The 17,685-nt window shown below is 49.3% G+C and carries 14 protein-coding genes and 1 pseudogene; 14 read left to right on the top strand and 1 reads right to left on the bottom strand.

All coding sequences use genetic code 11. The features are described 5' to 3' along the window. Window positions 1–161 precede the first annotated feature (161 nt). Window positions 162–1,469: a replication-associated recombination protein A gene (locus tag HMPREF2675_RS07075; protein ID WP_070814547.1), complete on the bottom strand. Its 1,308-nt coding sequence runs from the start codon at window positions 1,467–1,469 to the stop codon at window positions 162–164. 151 nt (window positions 1,470–1,620) lie between these two features. Here HMPREF2675_RS07075 and HMPREF2675_RS07070 point away from each other — a divergent pair, with 151 nt between their 5' ends. From HMPREF2675_RS07070 to HMPREF2675_RS07010, 14 genes and pseudogenes are all read left to right on the top strand, one after another. Continuing rightward, the gene (locus tag HMPREF2675_RS07070) at window positions 1,621–1,995 is read left to right on the top strand and encodes a hypothetical protein (protein WP_070814546.1); all 375 of its coding nucleotides are present in this window, start codon (window positions 1,621–1,623) and stop codon (window positions 1,993–1,995) included. 86 nt (window positions 1,996–2,081) lie between these two features. After that, window positions 2,082–3,491 carry a threonine synthase gene (gene thrC, locus HMPREF2675_RS07065; protein WP_003746333.1) on the top strand — a complete coding sequence of 470 codons (1,410 nt, stop codon included), beginning with the start codon at window positions 2,082–2,084 and terminating at the stop codon, window positions 3,489–3,491. Between the two features lie 228 nt (window positions 3,492–3,719). Further along, window positions 3,720–5,486: a lipid A export permease/ATP-binding protein MsbA gene (msbA, locus tag HMPREF2675_RS07060; RefSeq protein WP_070814545.1), complete on the top strand. Its 1,767-nt coding sequence runs from the start codon at window positions 3,720–3,722 to the stop codon at window positions 5,484–5,486. 85 nt (window positions 5,487–5,571) lie between these two features. Beyond that, window positions 5,572–6,348, top strand: coding sequence for a ferredoxin--NADP reductase (locus HMPREF2675_RS07055; protein WP_003679792.1), 777 nt, complete (start codon window positions 5,572–5,574; stop codon window positions 6,346–6,348). 71 nt (window positions 6,349–6,419) lie between these two features. Continuing rightward, window positions 6,420–7,112 (top strand): annotated as a pseudogene (locus HMPREF2675_RS11590) (uroporphyrinogen-III synthase); the annotation flags it as partial. A 159-nt stretch (window positions 7,113–7,271) separates the two neighbouring features. Then, window positions 7,272–8,543: a uroporphyrinogen-III C-methyltransferase gene (locus tag HMPREF2675_RS11585; RefSeq protein WP_239665347.1), complete on the top strand. Its 1,272-nt coding sequence runs from the start codon at window positions 7,272–7,274 to the stop codon at window positions 8,541–8,543. Continuing rightward, the gene (locus HMPREF2675_RS07045; RefSeq protein WP_070814544.1) at window positions 8,540–9,763 is read left to right on the top strand and encodes a heme biosynthesis protein HemY; all 1,224 of its coding nucleotides are present in this window, start codon (window positions 8,540–8,542) and stop codon (window positions 9,761–9,763) included. The genes HMPREF2675_RS11585 and HMPREF2675_RS07045 overlap by 4 nt, the downstream gene beginning before the upstream one ends. A gap of 134 nt (window positions 9,764–9,897) precedes the next feature. After that, complete coding sequence (hemE, locus tag HMPREF2675_RS07040) at window positions 9,898–10,959, top strand: uroporphyrinogen decarboxylase (RefSeq protein ID WP_049344254.1); 1,062 nt, start codon at window positions 9,898–9,900, stop codon at window positions 10,957–10,959. 144 nt (window positions 10,960–11,103) lie between these two features. Next, complete coding sequence (gene cls, locus HMPREF2675_RS07035) at window positions 11,104–12,597, top strand: cardiolipin synthase (protein ID WP_070814543.1); 1,494 nt, start codon at window positions 11,104–11,106, stop codon at window positions 12,595–12,597. A 254-nt stretch (window positions 12,598–12,851) separates the two neighbouring features. Beyond that, the gene (locus tag HMPREF2675_RS07030; RefSeq protein ID WP_070814542.1) at window positions 12,852–13,595 is read left to right on the top strand and encodes a hypothetical protein; all 744 of its coding nucleotides are present in this window, start codon (window positions 12,852–12,854) and stop codon (window positions 13,593–13,595) included. 340 nt (window positions 13,596–13,935) lie between these two features. After that, window positions 13,936–16,032 (top strand): TonB-dependent receptor plug domain-containing protein, encoded by a 2,097-nt coding sequence (locus tag HMPREF2675_RS07025; RefSeq protein ID WP_070814541.1) that lies wholly within the window; start codon window positions 13,936–13,938, stop codon window positions 16,030–16,032. A gap of 464 nt (window positions 16,033–16,496) precedes the next feature. Next, window positions 16,497–16,691 (top strand): YgaP family membrane protein, encoded by a 195-nt coding sequence (locus tag HMPREF2675_RS07020; RefSeq protein WP_003685761.1) that lies wholly within the window; start codon window positions 16,497–16,499, stop codon window positions 16,689–16,691. 12 nt (window positions 16,692–16,703) lie between these two features. Beyond that, a complete protein-coding gene (locus tag HMPREF2675_RS07015) occupies window positions 16,704–17,225 on the top strand; it encodes a rhodanese-like domain-containing protein (protein ID WP_070814540.1) in 522 nt (173 codons plus the stop codon). Between the two features lie 79 nt (window positions 17,226–17,304). After that, complete coding sequence (locus tag HMPREF2675_RS07010) at window positions 17,305–17,607, top strand: ArsR/SmtB family transcription factor (protein WP_070814539.1); 303 nt, start codon at window positions 17,305–17,307, stop codon at window positions 17,605–17,607. Window positions 17,608–17,685: the final 78 nt, after the last annotated feature.

Below are 17,685 nucleotides of genomic sequence, written 5' to 3'. Positions count from 1 at the left end.
AATCGGGTTCAGCAGCCGCGATTTTTTATGTATTCGATTATTCGGCAAGAAAATAGGGTGACAAAATTATAGCGAAACTAAAGATATAATGCCAATATTAAACAATTTATTAGGCTCAAAATAGCCAAAGGCCGTCTGAAACTTGAGACACATTTACTGTTTTAATCATCCAGCGCATCTTCATCCAAGGATTTCAACCATTTCAGCTTTTCGCCAATTTTGATTTCCAGTCCGCGCGGGACAGGTTGGTAGAAATCCGGCTCGTCCAAACCGTCGGGCATATAGCTTTCGCCAGCGGCGTAGGCGTTTGGTTCGTCGTGGGCATAGCGGTATTCGCGTCCGTAACCCAATTCTTTCATCAACTTAGTCGGTGCATTGCGCAGGTGGACGGGCACTTCGTCGCTGGCATTTTCTTTGACGAAACGGCGCATTTGGTTGTATGCCTTATAGCCTGCATTGGATTTGGCAGCGGCGGCAAGGTACAACACGGCTTGAGCCAAAGCAAGCTCCCCTTCCGGCGAGCCTAAGCGCTCATAAGTCGCGGCGGCATCATTGGCAATCGTTAAGGCACGCGGATCAGCCAAGCCGATGTCTTCCCATGCCATGCGGACAATGCGGCGGGCGAGATAGCGCGGGTCGGTACCGCCGTCGAGCATACGGCAGAACCAATACAGCGCGGCATTCGGATGCGAACCGCGCACGGATTTGTGCAATGCGGAAATTTGATTGTAGAAACTCTCGCCACCCTTATCAAAACGGCGGATTTGCGCACCCAAACTATCGGCGAGAAATTCGGCGGTTAAGGTTTTCAGACGGCGTGTATCGGCAGCACGTAAAAGTTGTTCCAATAAATTCAACAATCTACGCGCATCACCATCGGCGGTATTCACAAGCAATTCTTGCGCATTCGCTTCAATCGTAAAGTCTTGGTATTCGGGCAAAGCCAATACTTTAGCAATCAGTTTTTTTAGGTCGTCTGAAGACAAGGATTGCAAGACATAAACCTGCGCCCTGCTGAGCAATGCCGGATTGACTTCAAATGACGGGTTTTCCGTGGTCGCGCCGATAAAGGTTAATAAGCCGCTTTCGACATAAGGCAAAAATGCGTCCTGTTGCGCTTTGTTGAAGCGGTGTACCTCGTCAACAAACAAAATCGTCGCTCGCCCTTGTTGCAGAGCAATTTCAGCCTTTTCAATAGCCTCGCGTATGTCTTTCACGCCTGAAAATACGGCGGAAACAGGCAGAAACTGCGCATTGAAACTCTGCGCCAAAATCCGTGCCAGCGTGGTTTTGCCTACGCCCGGCGGCCCCCACAGCAACATAGAATGCGGCTTTCCGCCTTCCACCGCCACGCGCAAAGGTTTACCCTCGCCGATTAAGTGTTGCTGCCCGATGACATCATCTAAAGAATGCGGGCGCAGGCGTTCGGCTAAAGGGGCTTCGGGTTGGCGGGCGAAAAGGTCGGACATAGCGGCTTTCGTGCTGGCTGATTGAAAAGAAAACTCGCTAGCATTATACGGCAGTTTCGCAAACTCACATATCGGGCCGCATTACGGTATAATACATGCTATTTTGAGAACTCTTCGGGCGTTTCAGACGGCCTTGCTTACAGGAAACATCATGACTTCAAAAACTCTTTTGGCAGCTGTTACATCAGTTTTCTTATTGGGTGCATGCGCTACCGGCGGCGACTCTTTCGGCGGTTTGGGCAGCGGTACGGGTATCGGCAGCAGCGTAGTGAAAATGGCGGTAGACAGCCAATGCCGTACCGAATTGAACAAACGTAACGAATGGCGCGTCATTGCTTTGGCCATGAGCGCGGAAAAACAAGCCGAATGGGAAAATAAAATCTGCGGCTGCGCCAGCGAAGAAGCACCAAACCAATTGACTGCAACCGAAATGATGCAGGTATTGAGTCCGGCAACCCGCGAACAGGCCATTGCTTCCGTTACCGCAAAAACGGTTACCGCCTGCTTCAAACGACTCTACAAATAATCGTTCAGACGGCCTTTTTTCACATCAAGGCCGTCTGAATTCGTTTTGACTTTCTATTTGAATTTTAAATACATAGAGAAGAAACCATGAAATACATCAGCACCCGCGGTGCGACCGCACGCAAGCAATTTAGCGAAGTTTTATTGATGGGTTTGGCTCCTGATGGCGGTTTGATGCTGCCTGAGCAATACCCTCAAATCGACCGAGCTACTTTAGACCAATGGCGCACACTCAGCTATCCCGAGCTGGCGTTTGAAGTCATGAGCCTGTTTGCCACCGACATCCCTGCTGATGATTTACGCGACATTATCAACCGCACCTACACCGAAGAAGTATTCGGTACCAAAGCCATTACTCCGGTGCGCACACTTTCAGACGGCATCAAAATCCAAGCCCTGTCCAATGGTCCGACTTTGGCATTCAAAGACATGGCCATGCAATTCTTGGGCAATGCGTTTGAATATGTATTGAATAAAGAAGGCAAAGAACTCAATATCTTGGGTGCCACCAGCGGCGATACCGGCTCTGCCGCCGAATACGCCCTGCGCGGTAAAAAAGGCGTCAACGTCTTTATGCTGTCTCCGGAAGGCAAAATGAGCGCATTCCAACGCGCGCAAATGTTCAGCCTGCAAGATGCCAACATCCACAACATCGCCGTTGAAGGCATGTTTGACGACTGCCAAGACATCGTCAAAGCCGTACAAAACGATGCCGAATTCAAAGCCAAATACCATATCGGCACAGTCAACTCCATCAACTGGGGCCGTATCGTCGCCCAAGTCGTGTACTACTTTGCCGGTTATTTCAACGCCACGTCGAGCAATGACGAAAAAGTCAGCTTCTGCGTACCAAGCGGCAATTTCGGCAATGTCTGCGCCGGCCATATCGCCCGCCAAATGGGCCTGCCCATCCACCGCTTGATTGTCGCCACCAACGAAAACGACGTATTGGACGAATTTTTCAAAACCGGCGCATACCGTCCGCGCAACAGCGAACATACCCACGTTACTTCCAGTCCGTCCATGGATATTTCCAAAGCCTCCAACTTCGAGCGTTTTGTGTTTGACCTGATGGACCGCGATGCGGACGAAATCCAAACCTTATGGGCGGAAGTAGCCTCCGGCAAAGGCTTCAATTTGGAATTTGCCTTAAACAAAGTACATCAACAATATGGCTTTGTTTCCGGCAAATCAACCCATGCCAACCGCCTTGCCACCATCAAACAGGTTTACGAGCAAGATCATGAATTGATTGATCCGCATACAGCCGATGGCGTCAAAGTTGCCCGTGAAGTCCGCGAAGCCGGCGAAACCATCGTCTGCCTCGAAACCGCACTGGCCGCCAAATTTGAAGCCACCATCCATGAAGCGGTCGGAGAAGTTTCCATCCCCCGCCCTGCCGCATTGGAAGGCTTGGAAAATCTGCCACAACGGGTCCGTGTTGTCCCTAATAATGCGACGGCAGTGAAAGACATCATTAAGGAAGCTCTGGCTTAACCGGCCGTCCTTGACGACTGATGAGGCCGTCTGAAACTTTTTCAGACGGCCGCAACCGATATTTGAGAAGTGGGCAACATTATTGCCAAACCCACCAAACCATAGTCGTTCCCAATATAAAATCAAGGCGTTAAAACAATACCGACTCCTTTTGACTTTCAATTGCAAACATTGTAATGACAGATATTTTCGTTTAGAATTGCATGTTTGCTCTAAATTTGGATTGATATGCAGACAACACAAGCCACATCCAACTGGGAGCTATACAAGCGCTTGCTTGGATATTTGAAAAGCTATTGGAAGATGTTTATCGTCTCCGTAGTGGCCATGCTGATTGTCGCCGGTACGATGCCGGCTTTCGGTTACTTGCTCAAACCTTTGATCAATGAAGGTTTTGTCGATAAAAACATGAAAAGCATGTCATGGTTGCCGCTGGCAATTGTGGCGCTGTTTTTCGTTCGCGGCCTGTTTAACTTCATCAACGAATATTGCACAACGTATCTGTCCAGCCACTTAGTGCAGCGCTTGCGCGGTGAAATGTTCAACAAAATGATGCACCTGCCGACTTCGTATTTCAGCAGCAATACCGGCGGCCGTTTGATGTCTCGTATCTTGAACGACGTCAATCAAATTACCGATGCAGGGTTTAACGTCATTACTGTGATTGCCAAAGACGGTGTGAGCGTAGTCGGCCTGTTGGGCTTGCTGACTTATCTGAACTGGCGTTTGACCCTGATTACTTTTATCATCTTGCCGGTTGTTGCTGTATGTATCCAAACAGTCAGCAAACGCCTGCGCAAACTGTCTGCCAACAACCAAATTTATCTTGGCCAGCTGATGCAGGTCTTGGGCGAAAGCATTAATGGTGAACGCGTTGTAAAAATCTACGGCGGTCAAGATTATGAAAACCGCCGCTTCGACCGTATTGCCAATGATGTTCGCCGCAACCTGCTCAAACAGGTTTCCGCCAGCTCTGCCGGTACCGGCATTACGCAATTAATGGCTTCGGTTGCACTGGCTGCGATTATTTACGCAGCCGCCCGCCAAGCCGGACTTTCAGGATTTAGTGCAGGCGATTTTATGTCATTTTTGTCCAGCATGATCATGATGTTTGACCCCATCAAACGCATGACCGGCGTGATGCAGTCCCTACAACGCGGTTTGGCGGCGGCAGAAAGTGTCTTCACCTTTTTGGATCAACCCGAAGAAAGCAACGAAGGCAAACAGATTCTCAGCCCAAACCCTGGCGATATCGAATTTTGCGATGTTGTACACCGTTATCCCGAAGCCGAACGCAACAGTTTGAACCACATCAACCTGCTTGTACCGCAAGGCAAAGTGACTGCATTAGTCGGCGCATCAGGCTGCGGTAAAACCACCCTGGCCAATATGTTGCCGCGCTTCCTTAATCCGGATGAAGGCAAGGTTTTGATTGGCGGCGTCAACATCAATGAATATACGCTCGAAAGCCTACGCAGCCGCATGGCATTCGTCAGCCAAAACGTTGTCCTGTTTAATGGTACGATTGCTGAAAACATTGCCTATGCTCAAGCTGACAAATTCAGTGAAGAAGAAATTATCAATGCTGCAAAAGCAGCCAATGCTTGGGAATTTATCCAAAAAATGCCGCAAGGCTTGCACACTGAAGTTGGCGAAAACGGTTTAAAACTGTCTGGCGGCCAACGTCAACGCCTTGCCATTGCGCGTGCGCTTTTGAAAAATGCGCCGATTTTAATTTTGGACGAAGCCACCAGTGCATTGGATAATGAATCCGAACGTTTGGTACAAACCGCATTGGAAAACCTGATGCAAAACCGTACCACATTGGTGATTGCCCACCGACTTTCGACCATCGAAAAAGCCGACAATATTGTTGTGATGCATGAAGGCAATGTAGTCGAACAAGGCACTCATCATGAATTGATCAACGCAGGCGGACGCTATTCCGACCTGCACAGCCTCAGCGAAAAATCAGCCAAACCGGCAAGCAAGTAGCTGAACACCATATTCCATTCTTTTTATTAACCTTGGCCGCCCCGACCTATCCTTTTCAGACGGCCTTATCCGACAGGAAATATCAATGGCAGCATTCAACACCCAGAAAGTCTTGTCCGTACACCACTGGACTGACGCTTACTTCACTTTCACCTGCACCCGTGACGAGTCTTTGCGCTTTGAAAACGGCCAATTCGTCATGGTCGGCCTGATGGTTGACGGCAAACCACTGATGCGCGCATACAGCGTGGCTTCCGCCAACTGGGAAGAGCATCTGGAATTTTTCAGTATTAAAGTACAAGACGGCCCATTGACCAGCCGCCTGCAACACCTTAAAGTCGGCGACGATGTCCTCATCAGTAAAAAACCGACCGGCACATTGGTTGCCGGCGACCTGAATCCGGGCAAACACCTCTACCTCTTGAGCACCGGTACCGGCATCGCCCCTTTCTTGAGCATTACCAAAGACCCTGATGTTTACGAGCAATTCGAAAAAATCATCTTGGTTCACGGTGTACGCTACAAAAAAGACTTGGCATACTACGACCGCTTCACCAAAGAATTGCCCGAACACGAATACTTGGGCGATTTGGTTAAAGAAAAATTGATTTACTACCCGATCGTTTCACGCGAAGAATATGTACATCAAGGCCGTCTGACCGATTTGATGCGCAGCGGCAAACTCTTTGAAGACATCGGCCTGCCTAAAATCAATCCGCAAGACGACCGCGCCATGCTGTGCGGCAGCCCTGCCATGTTGAAAGACACCTGCAGCGTCTTGGACGAATTCGGCCTGACCGTTTCTCCGAAAACCGGCGTTCGCGGCGACTACCTGATTGAGCGCGCATTCGTCGATCAATAACGTACGTCAGCAACAGGCCGTCTGAAACCCTTCTTTCAGACGGCCTAAACCTTAATAATTTATCCCACATTATGCCTACTCTACTCATCATCCGTCCGTCCAACCGTCCACAGCAAGATATCCAAACCTGCCATGCAGCCGGTTGGCAGGCTCAGGTATTGAGTCCGATTGAAATAGAGTTGGATCATTCGGCGCTAAAAAAACTTCCCGAACAATTCAAGCAAGCCGATGTGGTGTTTTGGGTCAGCCCGACCGCTATTGAAACTGCAGTACCGTGTCTGACCTTTTCAGACGGCCCTAAAGTACACATTACCGTCGGCCAAACCAGCCAACATACTTTGGCACAATTCTCCCCCTATCCCGCCTTCTCTCCCGAAGATGGTAACGACAGCGAAGCCGTCTTGAGAATGCCTATTTGGAAAACCCTGCCACCCAACGCCCGAGTTCTAATCATTCGAGGCCATGGCGGCCGTGATTTTCTGGCAGACAAACTGACCGAACTGGGTTTCCAAATCGACATCGCCGAAATCTATTTCAGACGGCCACACCCCATCGATTGGCAGAACTTTAAAACCGAAGACATCGCCGCCGCCTACGTCACATCCGGCGAACTCGCGCGCGAATTTTTCCATCAGATTCCGCCGCAATTTTCCCGATTCTTCGAATCCTTGCTATACTTTACCCATCATCCGCGCATTGCCGATGCGCTTCGCATTGTCGGCGCCAAACATGTAGAAACCGTCACTTCTTTATCCGTTGCACTTTCATCCATGCCACAAAGGAGCCAAGCAGTGAACCCAGTCGAAGACAATAAAGATACCCAACAAGTTGCCAATACGGCAGCTCCGGCACCTGAACGTTCTGAAAACACCAGGCCGTCTGAACAAATCAAACCTACCCAACCTCAGCAAGTGGAGGCGAGCATGCCCGAGTCCAACAATCTCCCACAAAACAACGCCCCTGTTATCATCAAACAATCTGGCGGCAAAGCCTTGGCCGCAGGTGCAACTGTCTTGGCACTGCTTGGCTTGGGCGCGAGCGGATTCCTGTTCGTACAGGGTCAAAATGTTTTAAAAAACCAAGAACTCGAATTCAACCAAAAAATCGACAAAGCTGCGTTGGGCGAATCTGAAAACGCCAGCCTTTTAAAAGACAACCTCAACCGCCAAACCGCTATTCAGGCCGAGTTAGACCGCCTGAACAACGGTCAAAAAAGCAATAGCGAGCAAATCCTGCAAATGCAGAAAGCTTATCAAGAGTTACTCAAAGGCCGTATCAACTGGCTGGTCGATGAAGCCGAATCCATGTTGAACACTGCTTCGCAACAATTGATGCTGTCAGGCAACCTCCAAGGCGCGGTCAGCGTATTGGAACACATCGACAGCCGCTTAAGCCGTTTTGAACAGCCTGAGCTTATCCCCATCAAGCAAGCCATCAGCAATGATTTGGCCGCGCTGAAAAACCGTCCTTATGTCGATATTTCCGCCACTGCCTTGCGTATCGACCGTTTGGAAACCGGTATTTCCGGCCTGCCTTTGGTTTTGGACGGCGTATTGAAACCAGGTGCCGCGCCTGTCGAAGCTGCTAATTCAGGAACTTGGTGGGAAAATACATGGGAAAAATCCCTCAATGCCCTCAAAGGCTTGGTTGAAGTCCGTCATCTGGACAGCAACGACGCCATGTTGATTTCCCCCGATCAAACCTACTTCATCCGTGAAAACCTGCGCCTGCGCCTTTTGGATGCGCGCATTGCCCTGTTGCAACACAACGGCGAAGTGTATCAAAGCGATTTGAACAACGTTGAAGCAACCGTGAAACAATACTTCGATAGCAAATCCCCTGCTACCCAGTCATGGTTGAAAGAGTTAGCCGAACTCAAAGCCCTTGATGTCCGTATGATTTCAGACGACAGCCTGAAAGCCAGCTTGAGCGCCGTTCGCGCTTATCAAGAAGGTTCGCGTACACAAATGACAACCGAGGAAGCTGCACAAACCCAAGCTGCCGAGCAAACCGCTTCCGCTCCGGCTGCGACTACCGAACAAGCCACAACTTCCGCACCGGCTGCCGCTTCTGCCCCTCAATCTCTGGAAGCACCTGCATTGCCGTCTGAAAACAAAAAAGAACCGGCCGCTGAAGCTGCCAAACCACAAAACCAAACCAAGCCTGCTGCCAAAATTAAAGGAGAGCAAGCATGAAAACCGTCGTTTGGATTGTCATTCTGTTTGCCGCTGCCGTCGGTTTAGCCTTGGCTTCCGGCATTTATACCGGCAACGTGTATGTCGTGGTTGAACAAACCATGCTGCGTATCAATCTGCATGCCTTTGTTTTAGGCCTGCTGTTGAGCGTATTCGTCTTGTATTTCCTGATTAAATTCGTGTTCGGCCTCTTGAACATTCCGGCGCGTATGCAACGCTTCGGCATCGCCCGCAAAGGCCGTCAGGCTTCCGCCTCTTTGAACAGCGCAGGTTTGGCATATTTTGAAGGCCGTTTTGAAAAAGCCGAACAAGAAGCCGCCAAAGTCTTGCAAAACAAAGAAGCAGGCGACAACCGTACCCTGGCTTTGATGTTGGGCGCGCACGCAGCCGACCAAATGGAAAACTTTGAATTACGCGACCGCTATCTGCACGAAATCGAACAGCTGCCACAAAAACAACAGCTTTCCCGTCATCTTTTGCTGGTCGAATCTGCACTGAGCCGCCGCGATTATCCGACTGCCGCACAAAACCTTGAAGCAGCAGCAAAAATCAATAGCAACTTAAGTCGCCTGGTCCGCCTGCAATTGCGTTATGCCTTTGATCACGGCGATGCCTCAGATGTCTTGACAAAAGCGGAAAAACTGGTCAAAGCCGGCGCCATCAACGATTATGAAGCCGAACAGTATCAAAACTGGGCATATCGCCGCCTCTTGAGCGAAGTAACCGATGCAGGCCGTCTGAAAGCCTGTTTGAAACAGATTCCCGAAAGCGTGAAATCTGGCGAATTGTGCGTCGCGATTGCCGAGAAATACGAGCGTTTGGGCTTGTATGCCGAAGCGGTCAAATGGGTAAAAACCCATTATCCGCAAAACCGCCAGCCCGAGCTATTGGAAGCATTTGTCGAATCCGTTCGTTTCCTAAGCGAGCGCGACCAGCAAAAAGCCATCGATTTGGCAGATTCTTGGCTGCAGGAACAACCGAACAATGCGCTACTATTGATGTATCTCGGCCAACTGGCTTACGGCCGCAAACTTTGGGGCAAAGCCCAAGGCTACCTCGAAGCCAGCATCGCCCTGCAACCCAGCGTATCCGCACATTTAGTCCTAGCGCGCGTGTTTGATGAAACCGATCAGCCGCAAAAAGCGCAAGAACAACGCAATCTGGTTTTGGAAAGCGTGGCCGAGGAAGAACATCCGGCAGCCCTTCCTCAACCAAATTGATGTGCCGGCTTCACATTAACAACTCATGAAATCTTTCATACCAGCTTCTATTTAATTATTTCAGACGGCCTGAATAAACAACTAAGGCCGTCTGAACTTTGTTCCAACATACCAAATCAGAAAGCCTATTGATCATGACTGCTCTGAAAAACGACACTTTCCTCCGCGCCCTGCTCAAACAGCCTGTCGAATACACGCCCATCTGGATGATGCGCCAAGCCGGACGCTATCTGCCTGAATACAAAGCCACGCGCGCACGCGCAGGTAGCTTTCTCGATTTGTGCAAAAACACCCAGCTGGCGACTGAAGTTACCATCCAGCCTTTAGACCGCTTCGATCTGGACGCAGCGATTCTGTTTTCCGACATTCTGACCGTACCCGATGCCATGGGTTTGGGCCTATATTTTGCCGAAGGGGAAGGCCCAAAATTTGAACGCGCCTTGCAACACGAAGCCGACATCGCCAAACTGCAAGTTCCCGACATGGAAAAACTGCAATACGTCTTTGATGCGGTAACTTCCATCCGCAAAGCACTGGACGGCCGCGTTCCACTCATCGGCTTCTCCGGTAGCCCGTTCACACTCGCCTGCTACATGGTCGAAGGCGGCAGCAGTAAAGAATTCCGCACCATCAAAACCATGATATATTCGCGCCCTGATTTGCTGCATAAAATCCTCGACACCAATGCCCAAGCCGTTACCGCTTATCTCAACGCCCAAATCGATGCCGGCGCACAAGCCGTACAAATTTTCGACACTTGGGGTGGCGTGTTGAGCGATGCAGCATTTAAAGAATTCAGCCTGAAGTACATCCGACAAATCGTTGCCGGACTCAAACGCGAAAGCGAAGGCCGCCGCGTGCCTGTTATCGTATTTGTCAAAGGCGGCGGCTTATGGCTGGAAAGTATGGCAGAAATCGGCGCAGACGCATTGGGCTTAGACTGGACCTGCAACATCGGCGAAGCACGTCGTCGCGTCGGCGAACAAGTTGCCTTGCAAGGCAACTTCGACCCGTTTGCCCTCTTCGGTACACCGGAATCTATCCGCACCGAGGTCGCACGCATCCTCGCCGACTACGGCAACGGCAGCGGCCATGTATTCAACCTCGGCCATGGCATCAACCAACACGCCGACCCCGAACACGCCAAAATTTTGGTCGATACCGTACATGAATTATCCCGTCAGTATCACCGTTAATTAAAGCAACTCAAAGGCCGTCTGAAAGCAAAAACACGATTATCGTGTAAATTTGTTTTTAGACAGTTTTTCTATATACTTAATATTTGAAGCTTATCAGCTGACACCTTCAAACTTAAAACACATCTACTCCCGCTACCGAATATGAATTTTTTAAAAGACATTACCTGGACCGAAATTTTTATCTTCGCCCACACCTGCGCCGCACTCATCTGCATGCTGCGCGTGTTGTACAAACAAAAAAACATCGGCTCAACCTTTGCCTGGCTGATTATCCTATTCCTTTTCCCCGTATTCGGAACCATCGCCTACATCCTTATCGGAGAGCCTCGTCTAGGCACCGCCCGCGCCAAACGTACCGGCGAAATGAACCGCTTCTACCGCAACTTTGCCGCCACCCATCTAGCCGATATCTATCTCGACATTGCCGACCAAGTCAAATCACGTTACCACGGCATCAGTAAAGTTGCCGAAAAAGGAACGGGGCTGGGTGCCACCAAAGGCAACGCCATGAGCCTGCTCTCAACCACCGATACCATCATCGACAGCATGCTCGCAGACATACGCGCCGCAACCCATTCCTGCCTACTGGCCTTTTACATTATCGAACCCAAAGGCCGCATTGAAGAAATTCTAAATGAAATTCTTGCCGCCAAAGCCAGAGGCGTAGACTGCTCCATACTGGCCGATGCCGTCGGCAGCAGGAGCTTTTTTGAAAGCGATTGGGTAGAGATACTGCGCCAAGCAGGCATTGAAGTACATACCTCATTACCTGTCGGCATCTGGCGTACATTATTCACGCGCACCGACCTGCGCAACCACCGCAAAATCCTCGTTATCGACAGCAAAATCGGTTACACCGGCAGCTTCAACCTTGTCGACCCACGCTATTTCAAACAAAACTCTGGCGTCGGAGAATGGATAGATGCCATGATGCGCTGTACAGGGCCTATGGTTTTGGAACTGTCTGCCGTCTTCTTCGCCGACCTCGCCGTCGAAACCGATGAAAACCTCCAAAACGTACAAACATACCTCAACCAAGCCCAAAGCCTGCTGCCCCAAATCCTTCCTGAAAAAATGCAGCAAGGCAATATTGTTGCCCAAATCATTCCATCCGCCCCTGAGCAAGGCAGCTTCGTTATCTACGAAACCATCATCAGCGCCATCTATGCCGCCACCAAACAAATCACGATTACCACTCCCTACTTTGTCCCCGACGAGCCGCTTCTCATGGCATTAACCGTTGCCGCCAAACGCGGCGTCAAAGTAACTCTAATACTGCCTGCCAAAGTCGATTCACTGATGGTTCGCTACGCCTCACGCGCCTACTACCCTATGTTGCTGGAAGCCGGCGTCAAAATCGCTATGTTTGAAGGCGGTCTTCTACATGCCAAAACCATGACCATTGACGAAGACTACTCCCTCTTCGGCACGGTCAACATGGACATGCGCAGCTTTTTCCTCAACCTCGAAATAAGCCTTGCCATCTACGATCGCGACACCACCAAACAAATCTACCACCTACAGCGCAGCTACCTTAAAAACAGCAGCTACATTGCCATCAAATCATGGCAACAACGCTCCAAACTCCGCGGCCTCGTAGAAAATGCCGTCCGCCTGATGAGTCCTTTACTGTAAAAAAGTAGTGAGGCCGTCTGAAAAACACTTTTCAGACGGCCTTTTTATACAGAAACAGATTAACCAGCGATACCAACTCACAAAATCAAAGTCCGGTTTGTTTTCAAATCTATTTTAATTACTATAAATAATTTATCTTGTTTTTACAGCTCTGCTTTCTACCCAATTAGATTAATAGTATAGAATACGGATAATTTTTCATATTATTTAATATATTCAAATTGTTAACCTATTAAATTATCTCAGGAGCAATTATGTTTAAAATAAAATTCAAATTGTGGCTGCCAATGCTGTTGGCTGCAATTTTAGCTGCTTGTTCCCAGCAATCTCCTTCATCTGAAGCTCCTGCACCAGCAGATTCAGAAATAGCCAATCAAAGCGTAGAAACAGCAGAAAAACTAGGAACCAGCTGGGGAGATGAAGTACAGTCTTCCGTTCATTCCGTAGATTTGCGCCGTGTCACGAAAAACCCTTTGGCAGAAGGCGTATTGAACTACTCTGCTAAAGATTATCGGGGTAAAAAAATCAACTCGATTTCTTTAGCAGCAGGCAAAGTGGAATTATCCGTGCAATCTGACAATGGCGACCTATTTCCAATCTTCCGCGACGGTAGCAACTACTTTTTACAAGGTAAAGACGGTCAGTCATACCGTTTGGTTTATAAGAACAATAGCAATAAAACTTTGGAAATTATAGCCAGCGTAGATGGTTTGGATGTCATCTCAGGCCAGGCTGCCAGCAGATACTCAGATGGCTATGTTCTGTACCCACATGATTCACTGGTAATCGAAGGTTTCCGTAAAAGTGATGATGCTGTAGCATCTTTTGTATTCAGCAACCCAGAAGACTCTTACGCTGCAAACTCGGATAAAGGCTCCATCAAAAATACAGGTGTAATTGGTACGGCTATTTTTGAACTATACGACCCAACGCAAAAAAATAACGAACCTGACGCATTCCCAGCCGATAACGGATATGCCCAACCACCTTCCAAATAAACAAGCCTCACAAACTGCATAGTTAAGCTTGTTAAACTTAAAGGCCGTCTGAAAAACACTTTTCAGACGGCCTTTTAAAACACTTATACACAATATTTATCATCGATAAATATTCAACTCATCCCTTTTCTTCAGTTTCAAAAAAGTAAGCCTCAACATATTTTCTCTCAAAATAGTTTTACAAAATTTAACCATAAATAAACCGATTGATATTTATAAAAATATTCAAACCACAAATCAAAATGAGACCAATATGTTCTTTTACATTTATTTGTAGTTTGATAATCATTATTAAAATAATTAGAATAAGCAGTCAATTTTTTATTTCTTGGGAAAAATCATGAATAAAACCTCTTTTCCTGTATTCCGCCTTAGTCTCATTACACTCGCACTATCAACAGGCTTCGCCCATGCCGAAAATACGCACCCCGCAGAAACTGCCGAACTGAATGAAATTAAGGTTACCGGTACTGCCGTACCGACCCGCGTTACCCGCAATCAGCTTGACCGCGAAACTTCGACCGATTTGAAACAAGTCATGAAAGACCAAATCGGCATGGATGTCGGCGGCGGCAACGGCGTGGCGCAGTTTTACAGCATCCGCGGCGTTGGTGAAGACAAAATTAACCTAGAAGTCGACAACACCAGCCAATCCACAAAAATCTTCCACCACCAAAGCCGCTTCCAGCTTGATCCTGCTTTGGTGAAAAGCATCAACGTCGAAAAAGGCACAGGCGCGGCGAGCGCGGGTTTGGGTGCGGTCGGCGGTACCATCCGTGTAACAACGGTTGACGCAAAAGACCTGCTGACCGACGGCAAACCTTTCGGTTTCAAACTGGGCGCAGGCTTGAGCAGCAATAAAGGCTCAACCGGCAGCGCAGCGGTTTATGGCTATCAAAACGGCTTCGATGCCCTGTTTGCAGGCAACTTCCTCAACAACCGTGACTACAAAGATGGCAACGGCAATGTCAACCTCGGCAGTCGTCTGAAACAGCACAGCTACCTCGCCAAACTCGGCTACGATTTCAACGACGACCACGGCATCCGCCTGACCTACCGTCAGGAATACCAAAAAGGCAACCGCACCGACAAAGCCGAGTTCCAAAACGTTGACAGCTACATCGGCGTGGACGGCACTTATCAAAAAGAACAAACCTACAATCTGGAATACCGTGGCCGCAACGTCGGCTTTATCGACAAAATCGACGCCAACGTCTTCCAAATCAATACCGACGACACCAAACCGCCCAAAGGCGCCCCTTCTCCAAAAGCCCAAGCTTCCGGCACTGCGCAAGGCGGCGTTCCTATCGGCAAACTTGAGTTAAGCAAAATCAAAGCGACCGGCGCTAACCTGAACCTCGCCAGCTCCTTCGGCGACGGACACATGGTGAAATACGGCGTCAACTACCGCCACGAAACCTCAGAGCCTTCCGACAAAGGCGCGTGGCTGAAGATTCTCGGCCTGTATGACCGTGACAAAGAGAAAAAAGCCGAATACGGCGTGTACGCGGAAGGCATTTGGAACCTGCACCCCGTTACCCTGACGACCGGCCTGCGTTACGACCATTTCAAATACAACGCCGCCAGCAAACAAAGCGCGTCGCACGGCCAGCTCAACCCCAGCATCGGCGCGATTTGGGACATCAATGACAACTTCTCCCTCTTGGCAAACCTCAATCAGGCAAGCCGCGCGCCCCGCCTGAACGAAGCCTTGTTGGCTAACGAACGCGCAGGTGCCGCCGCTGATTTGGACGGCAACCTCAAAGCCGAAACCGCCCGCCGTGCCGAATTGGGCTTCAAATGGCGCAACGACAACTTCAACGTCAGCGGCAGCGTGTTCCACCAACGCATCAAAGACCTCATCGTCTATCGTTGGGCAAAAATCAACAACAACACCGCCTCCATCACCGAACGCGGCAAGATCTACAACGGCGGCACACTTAAAACCTACGGCTACGAACTTGACGCGTCCTACCGCTGGGGCGGTCTGACCGCGCGCGCCGGCGTGTCCTACGTCAAACCCCGTCTGAACGGCGAAATGTACTACGGCGAAAGCCCGATTCAAGCCGAAGACCACGAAAGCTCGTTCACCTTCTGGAACACGGGCCGCCAATGGCTGACCGGCCTGTCTTATCAGTTTGAAAACCCCAAACTCGAAATCGGCTGGCGCGGCCGCTACGCCCAAAGTGTGAAATACACCGACGTCGCCCGCGGACAAGGCACGATACATGGCAAGAAATCAGGCTACGGCGTACACGACATCTACGCCAACTGGCAGCCGCTGAAAAAAGACAACCTGAACGTCAACTTCGCCGTCAACAACATCGGTAACAAGCAATACCGTTCACACAGCCAACGCTTCCCCGACGGCAACGGACGCGTCCCCTTCTACGAGCGCGGCCGCGAGTTTGCCTTGGGTGTGAACTATCGTTTCTGATGATACGAACGACGTTATAAAGAAACTAAAGGCCGGCTGAGATTCAATTTTCAGACGGCCTTTTATAATTCGTAGACAATTTGATTTTAAATTGTTTCCTCTCCCTTGCTAGTTACACAACGGATTATCCAGTCTTCAAATCGTCTCCATTGGGCTTCTTTTCCGAATCGGTCATGATTTGATTCCTTCTGAAAACTGACTACTCATTCTTCCAATATAAATAAAATATTATATAGATCATCTCCAGTGCCGTCTGAAAATATCAGGCTGTATTTTTACATTTAACCATGCCGTTGGAGATTGATTCTATTTGTGCGTTTAAAAAATACAATGCAAATATTCATTACACTTTTACTGTAAACCATTTGACAAAGTCATCTTTAAAGCTATAATATTTCTCATATATGATTTTTGTTATATATATTTATTTATAGACAATCCGTTCTTAAACAAGGAGCAATAAAATGAAACGAAACTTGGGTACTTTAGATCGCGTAATCCGTATTGTTATCGGCGTAGCGCTGATTGCTGCAGCCGCTACCGGACAAATTGGCTGGTGGGGTTGGCTGGGCATCATCCCCCTGGGTACAGCACTGATTGGCAACTGCGCGCTGTACAGCTTATTGGGCATCAACACCTGCCGTATCAACAAAAAATAACGAAGGCAAAACATGACTACGGTCGGACAACTCCCGCGAATTATGCCTTCCGAAGCAATGGCAAAAATCCGTGAGGGCGCGTTGGCAGTGGACATCCGAAGCCAAGCCGAATATCGGGGCGGGCATATTGGCGGTGCATTATCCCTTCCGCCTGAACAGCAGCGAGACAAACTGCCCGATGATACGGCCCCATGCCTGATTTTTTATTGCCTGAGCGGTAAACGTACAGCAGGGGCTGAAACAATATTGTCAGCGCTTGGCCAAAGCCGCGAATGCTATATTTTAGAAGGCGGCTTACAGGCATGGAAGGCTGCAGGGCTTCCTATTGTTGCCGACCGTGCCGCACCGGACATCATGCGGCAGGTGCAAACCATAGCGGGCAGTTTGATTCTGTTAAGCGTGCTGGCAGGTTGGCTGGTATCGCCTTGGTTTTATCTGATAGACGTAATGGTCGGCGCAGGCCTATTAACGGCCGGACTAACCGGATTCTGCGGCATGGCGCGCCTGCTGGCCAAAATGCCATGGAATCATTAAACAAAAGCCGTCTGAAAGTTGCTGCTGAGGCCATTATGACTGATAATTCGACCTCCTCATTTGCCGACAAGCGTGAAAAATGACCATTGCCGACAATCAACCGCCCTACGAAGAAGCCAGCGCTTTTCTCAAACTACTGGCCAATCCCAACCGCCTCGCCGTATTGTGCAAACTACATGAAAGGCCGCACAATGTAACCGAGTTGGCTGAATCATCCAGACTGCCGCAAGCGGCAATGTCCAGCCAATTAGCCCTATTGCGTGAAGCCGGTTTGGTATCATTTGAAGTAAACCATCGGGAACGGCAATATTACATTGCCGACCCGAGGGTAACCGAGATGATACAATTGCTGTATTCCTTTTTCTGCGCAGAAAAATCTTGAAATGTGGTTGTACTGCCTTAGAAAGGCTATTCGGAAAATTAACCTAAAAGGTCGTCTGAAAATTTTTCAGACGACCTT

It is taken from the genome of Neisseria sp. HMSC061H08 (genome assembly GCF_001836795.1).
Classification (GTDB): Bacteria; Pseudomonadota; Gammaproteobacteria; order Burkholderiales; family Neisseriaceae; genus Neisseria; species Neisseria subflava_A.
This window is presented reverse-complemented; position numbering and strand designations above follow the sequence as displayed.

What these genes read in the sequence shown, in the direction of transcription:
- HMPREF2675_RS07075 (WP_070814547.1), bottom strand. Translation starts at nt 1,469, where the DNA reads ATGTCCGACCTTTTCGCCCGCCAACCCGAAGCCCCTTTAGCCGAACGC.
- HMPREF2675_RS07070 (WP_070814546.1), top strand. Translation starts at nt 1,621, where the DNA reads ATGACTTCAAAAACTCTTTTGGCAGCTGTTACATCAGTTTTCTTATTG.
- thrC (WP_003746333.1), top strand. Translation starts at nt 2,082, where the DNA reads ATGAAATACATCAGCACCCGCGGTGCGACCGCACGCAAGCAATTTAGC.
- msbA (WP_070814545.1), top strand. Translation starts at nt 3,720, where the DNA reads ATGCAGACAACACAAGCCACATCCAACTGGGAGCTATACAAGCGCTTG.
- HMPREF2675_RS07055 (WP_003679792.1), top strand. Translation starts at nt 5,572, where the DNA reads ATGGCAGCATTCAACACCCAGAAAGTCTTGTCCGTACACCACTGGACT.
- HMPREF2675_RS11585 (WP_239665347.1), top strand. Translation starts at nt 7,272, where the DNA reads ATGCCCGAGTCCAACAATCTCCCACAAAACAACGCCCCTGTTATCATC.
- HMPREF2675_RS07045 (WP_070814544.1), top strand. Translation starts at nt 8,540, where the DNA reads ATGAAAACCGTCGTTTGGATTGTCATTCTGTTTGCCGCTGCCGTCGGT.
- hemE (WP_049344254.1), top strand. Translation starts at nt 9,898, where the DNA reads ATGACTGCTCTGAAAAACGACACTTTCCTCCGCGCCCTGCTCAAACAG.
- cls (WP_070814543.1), top strand. Translation starts at nt 11,104, where the DNA reads ATGAATTTTTTAAAAGACATTACCTGGACCGAAATTTTTATCTTCGCC.
- HMPREF2675_RS07030 (WP_070814542.1), top strand. Translation starts at nt 12,852, where the DNA reads ATGTTTAAAATAAAATTCAAATTGTGGCTGCCAATGCTGTTGGCTGCA.
- HMPREF2675_RS07025 (WP_070814541.1), top strand. Translation starts at nt 13,936, where the DNA reads ATGAATAAAACCTCTTTTCCTGTATTCCGCCTTAGTCTCATTACACTC.
- HMPREF2675_RS07020 (WP_003685761.1), top strand. Translation starts at nt 16,497, where the DNA reads ATGAAACGAAACTTGGGTACTTTAGATCGCGTAATCCGTATTGTTATC.
- HMPREF2675_RS07015 (WP_070814540.1), top strand. Translation starts at nt 16,704, where the DNA reads ATGACTACGGTCGGACAACTCCCGCGAATTATGCCTTCCGAAGCAATG.
- HMPREF2675_RS07010 (WP_070814539.1), top strand. Translation starts at nt 17,305, where the DNA reads ATGACCATTGCCGACAATCAACCGCCCTACGAAGAAGCCAGCGCTTTT.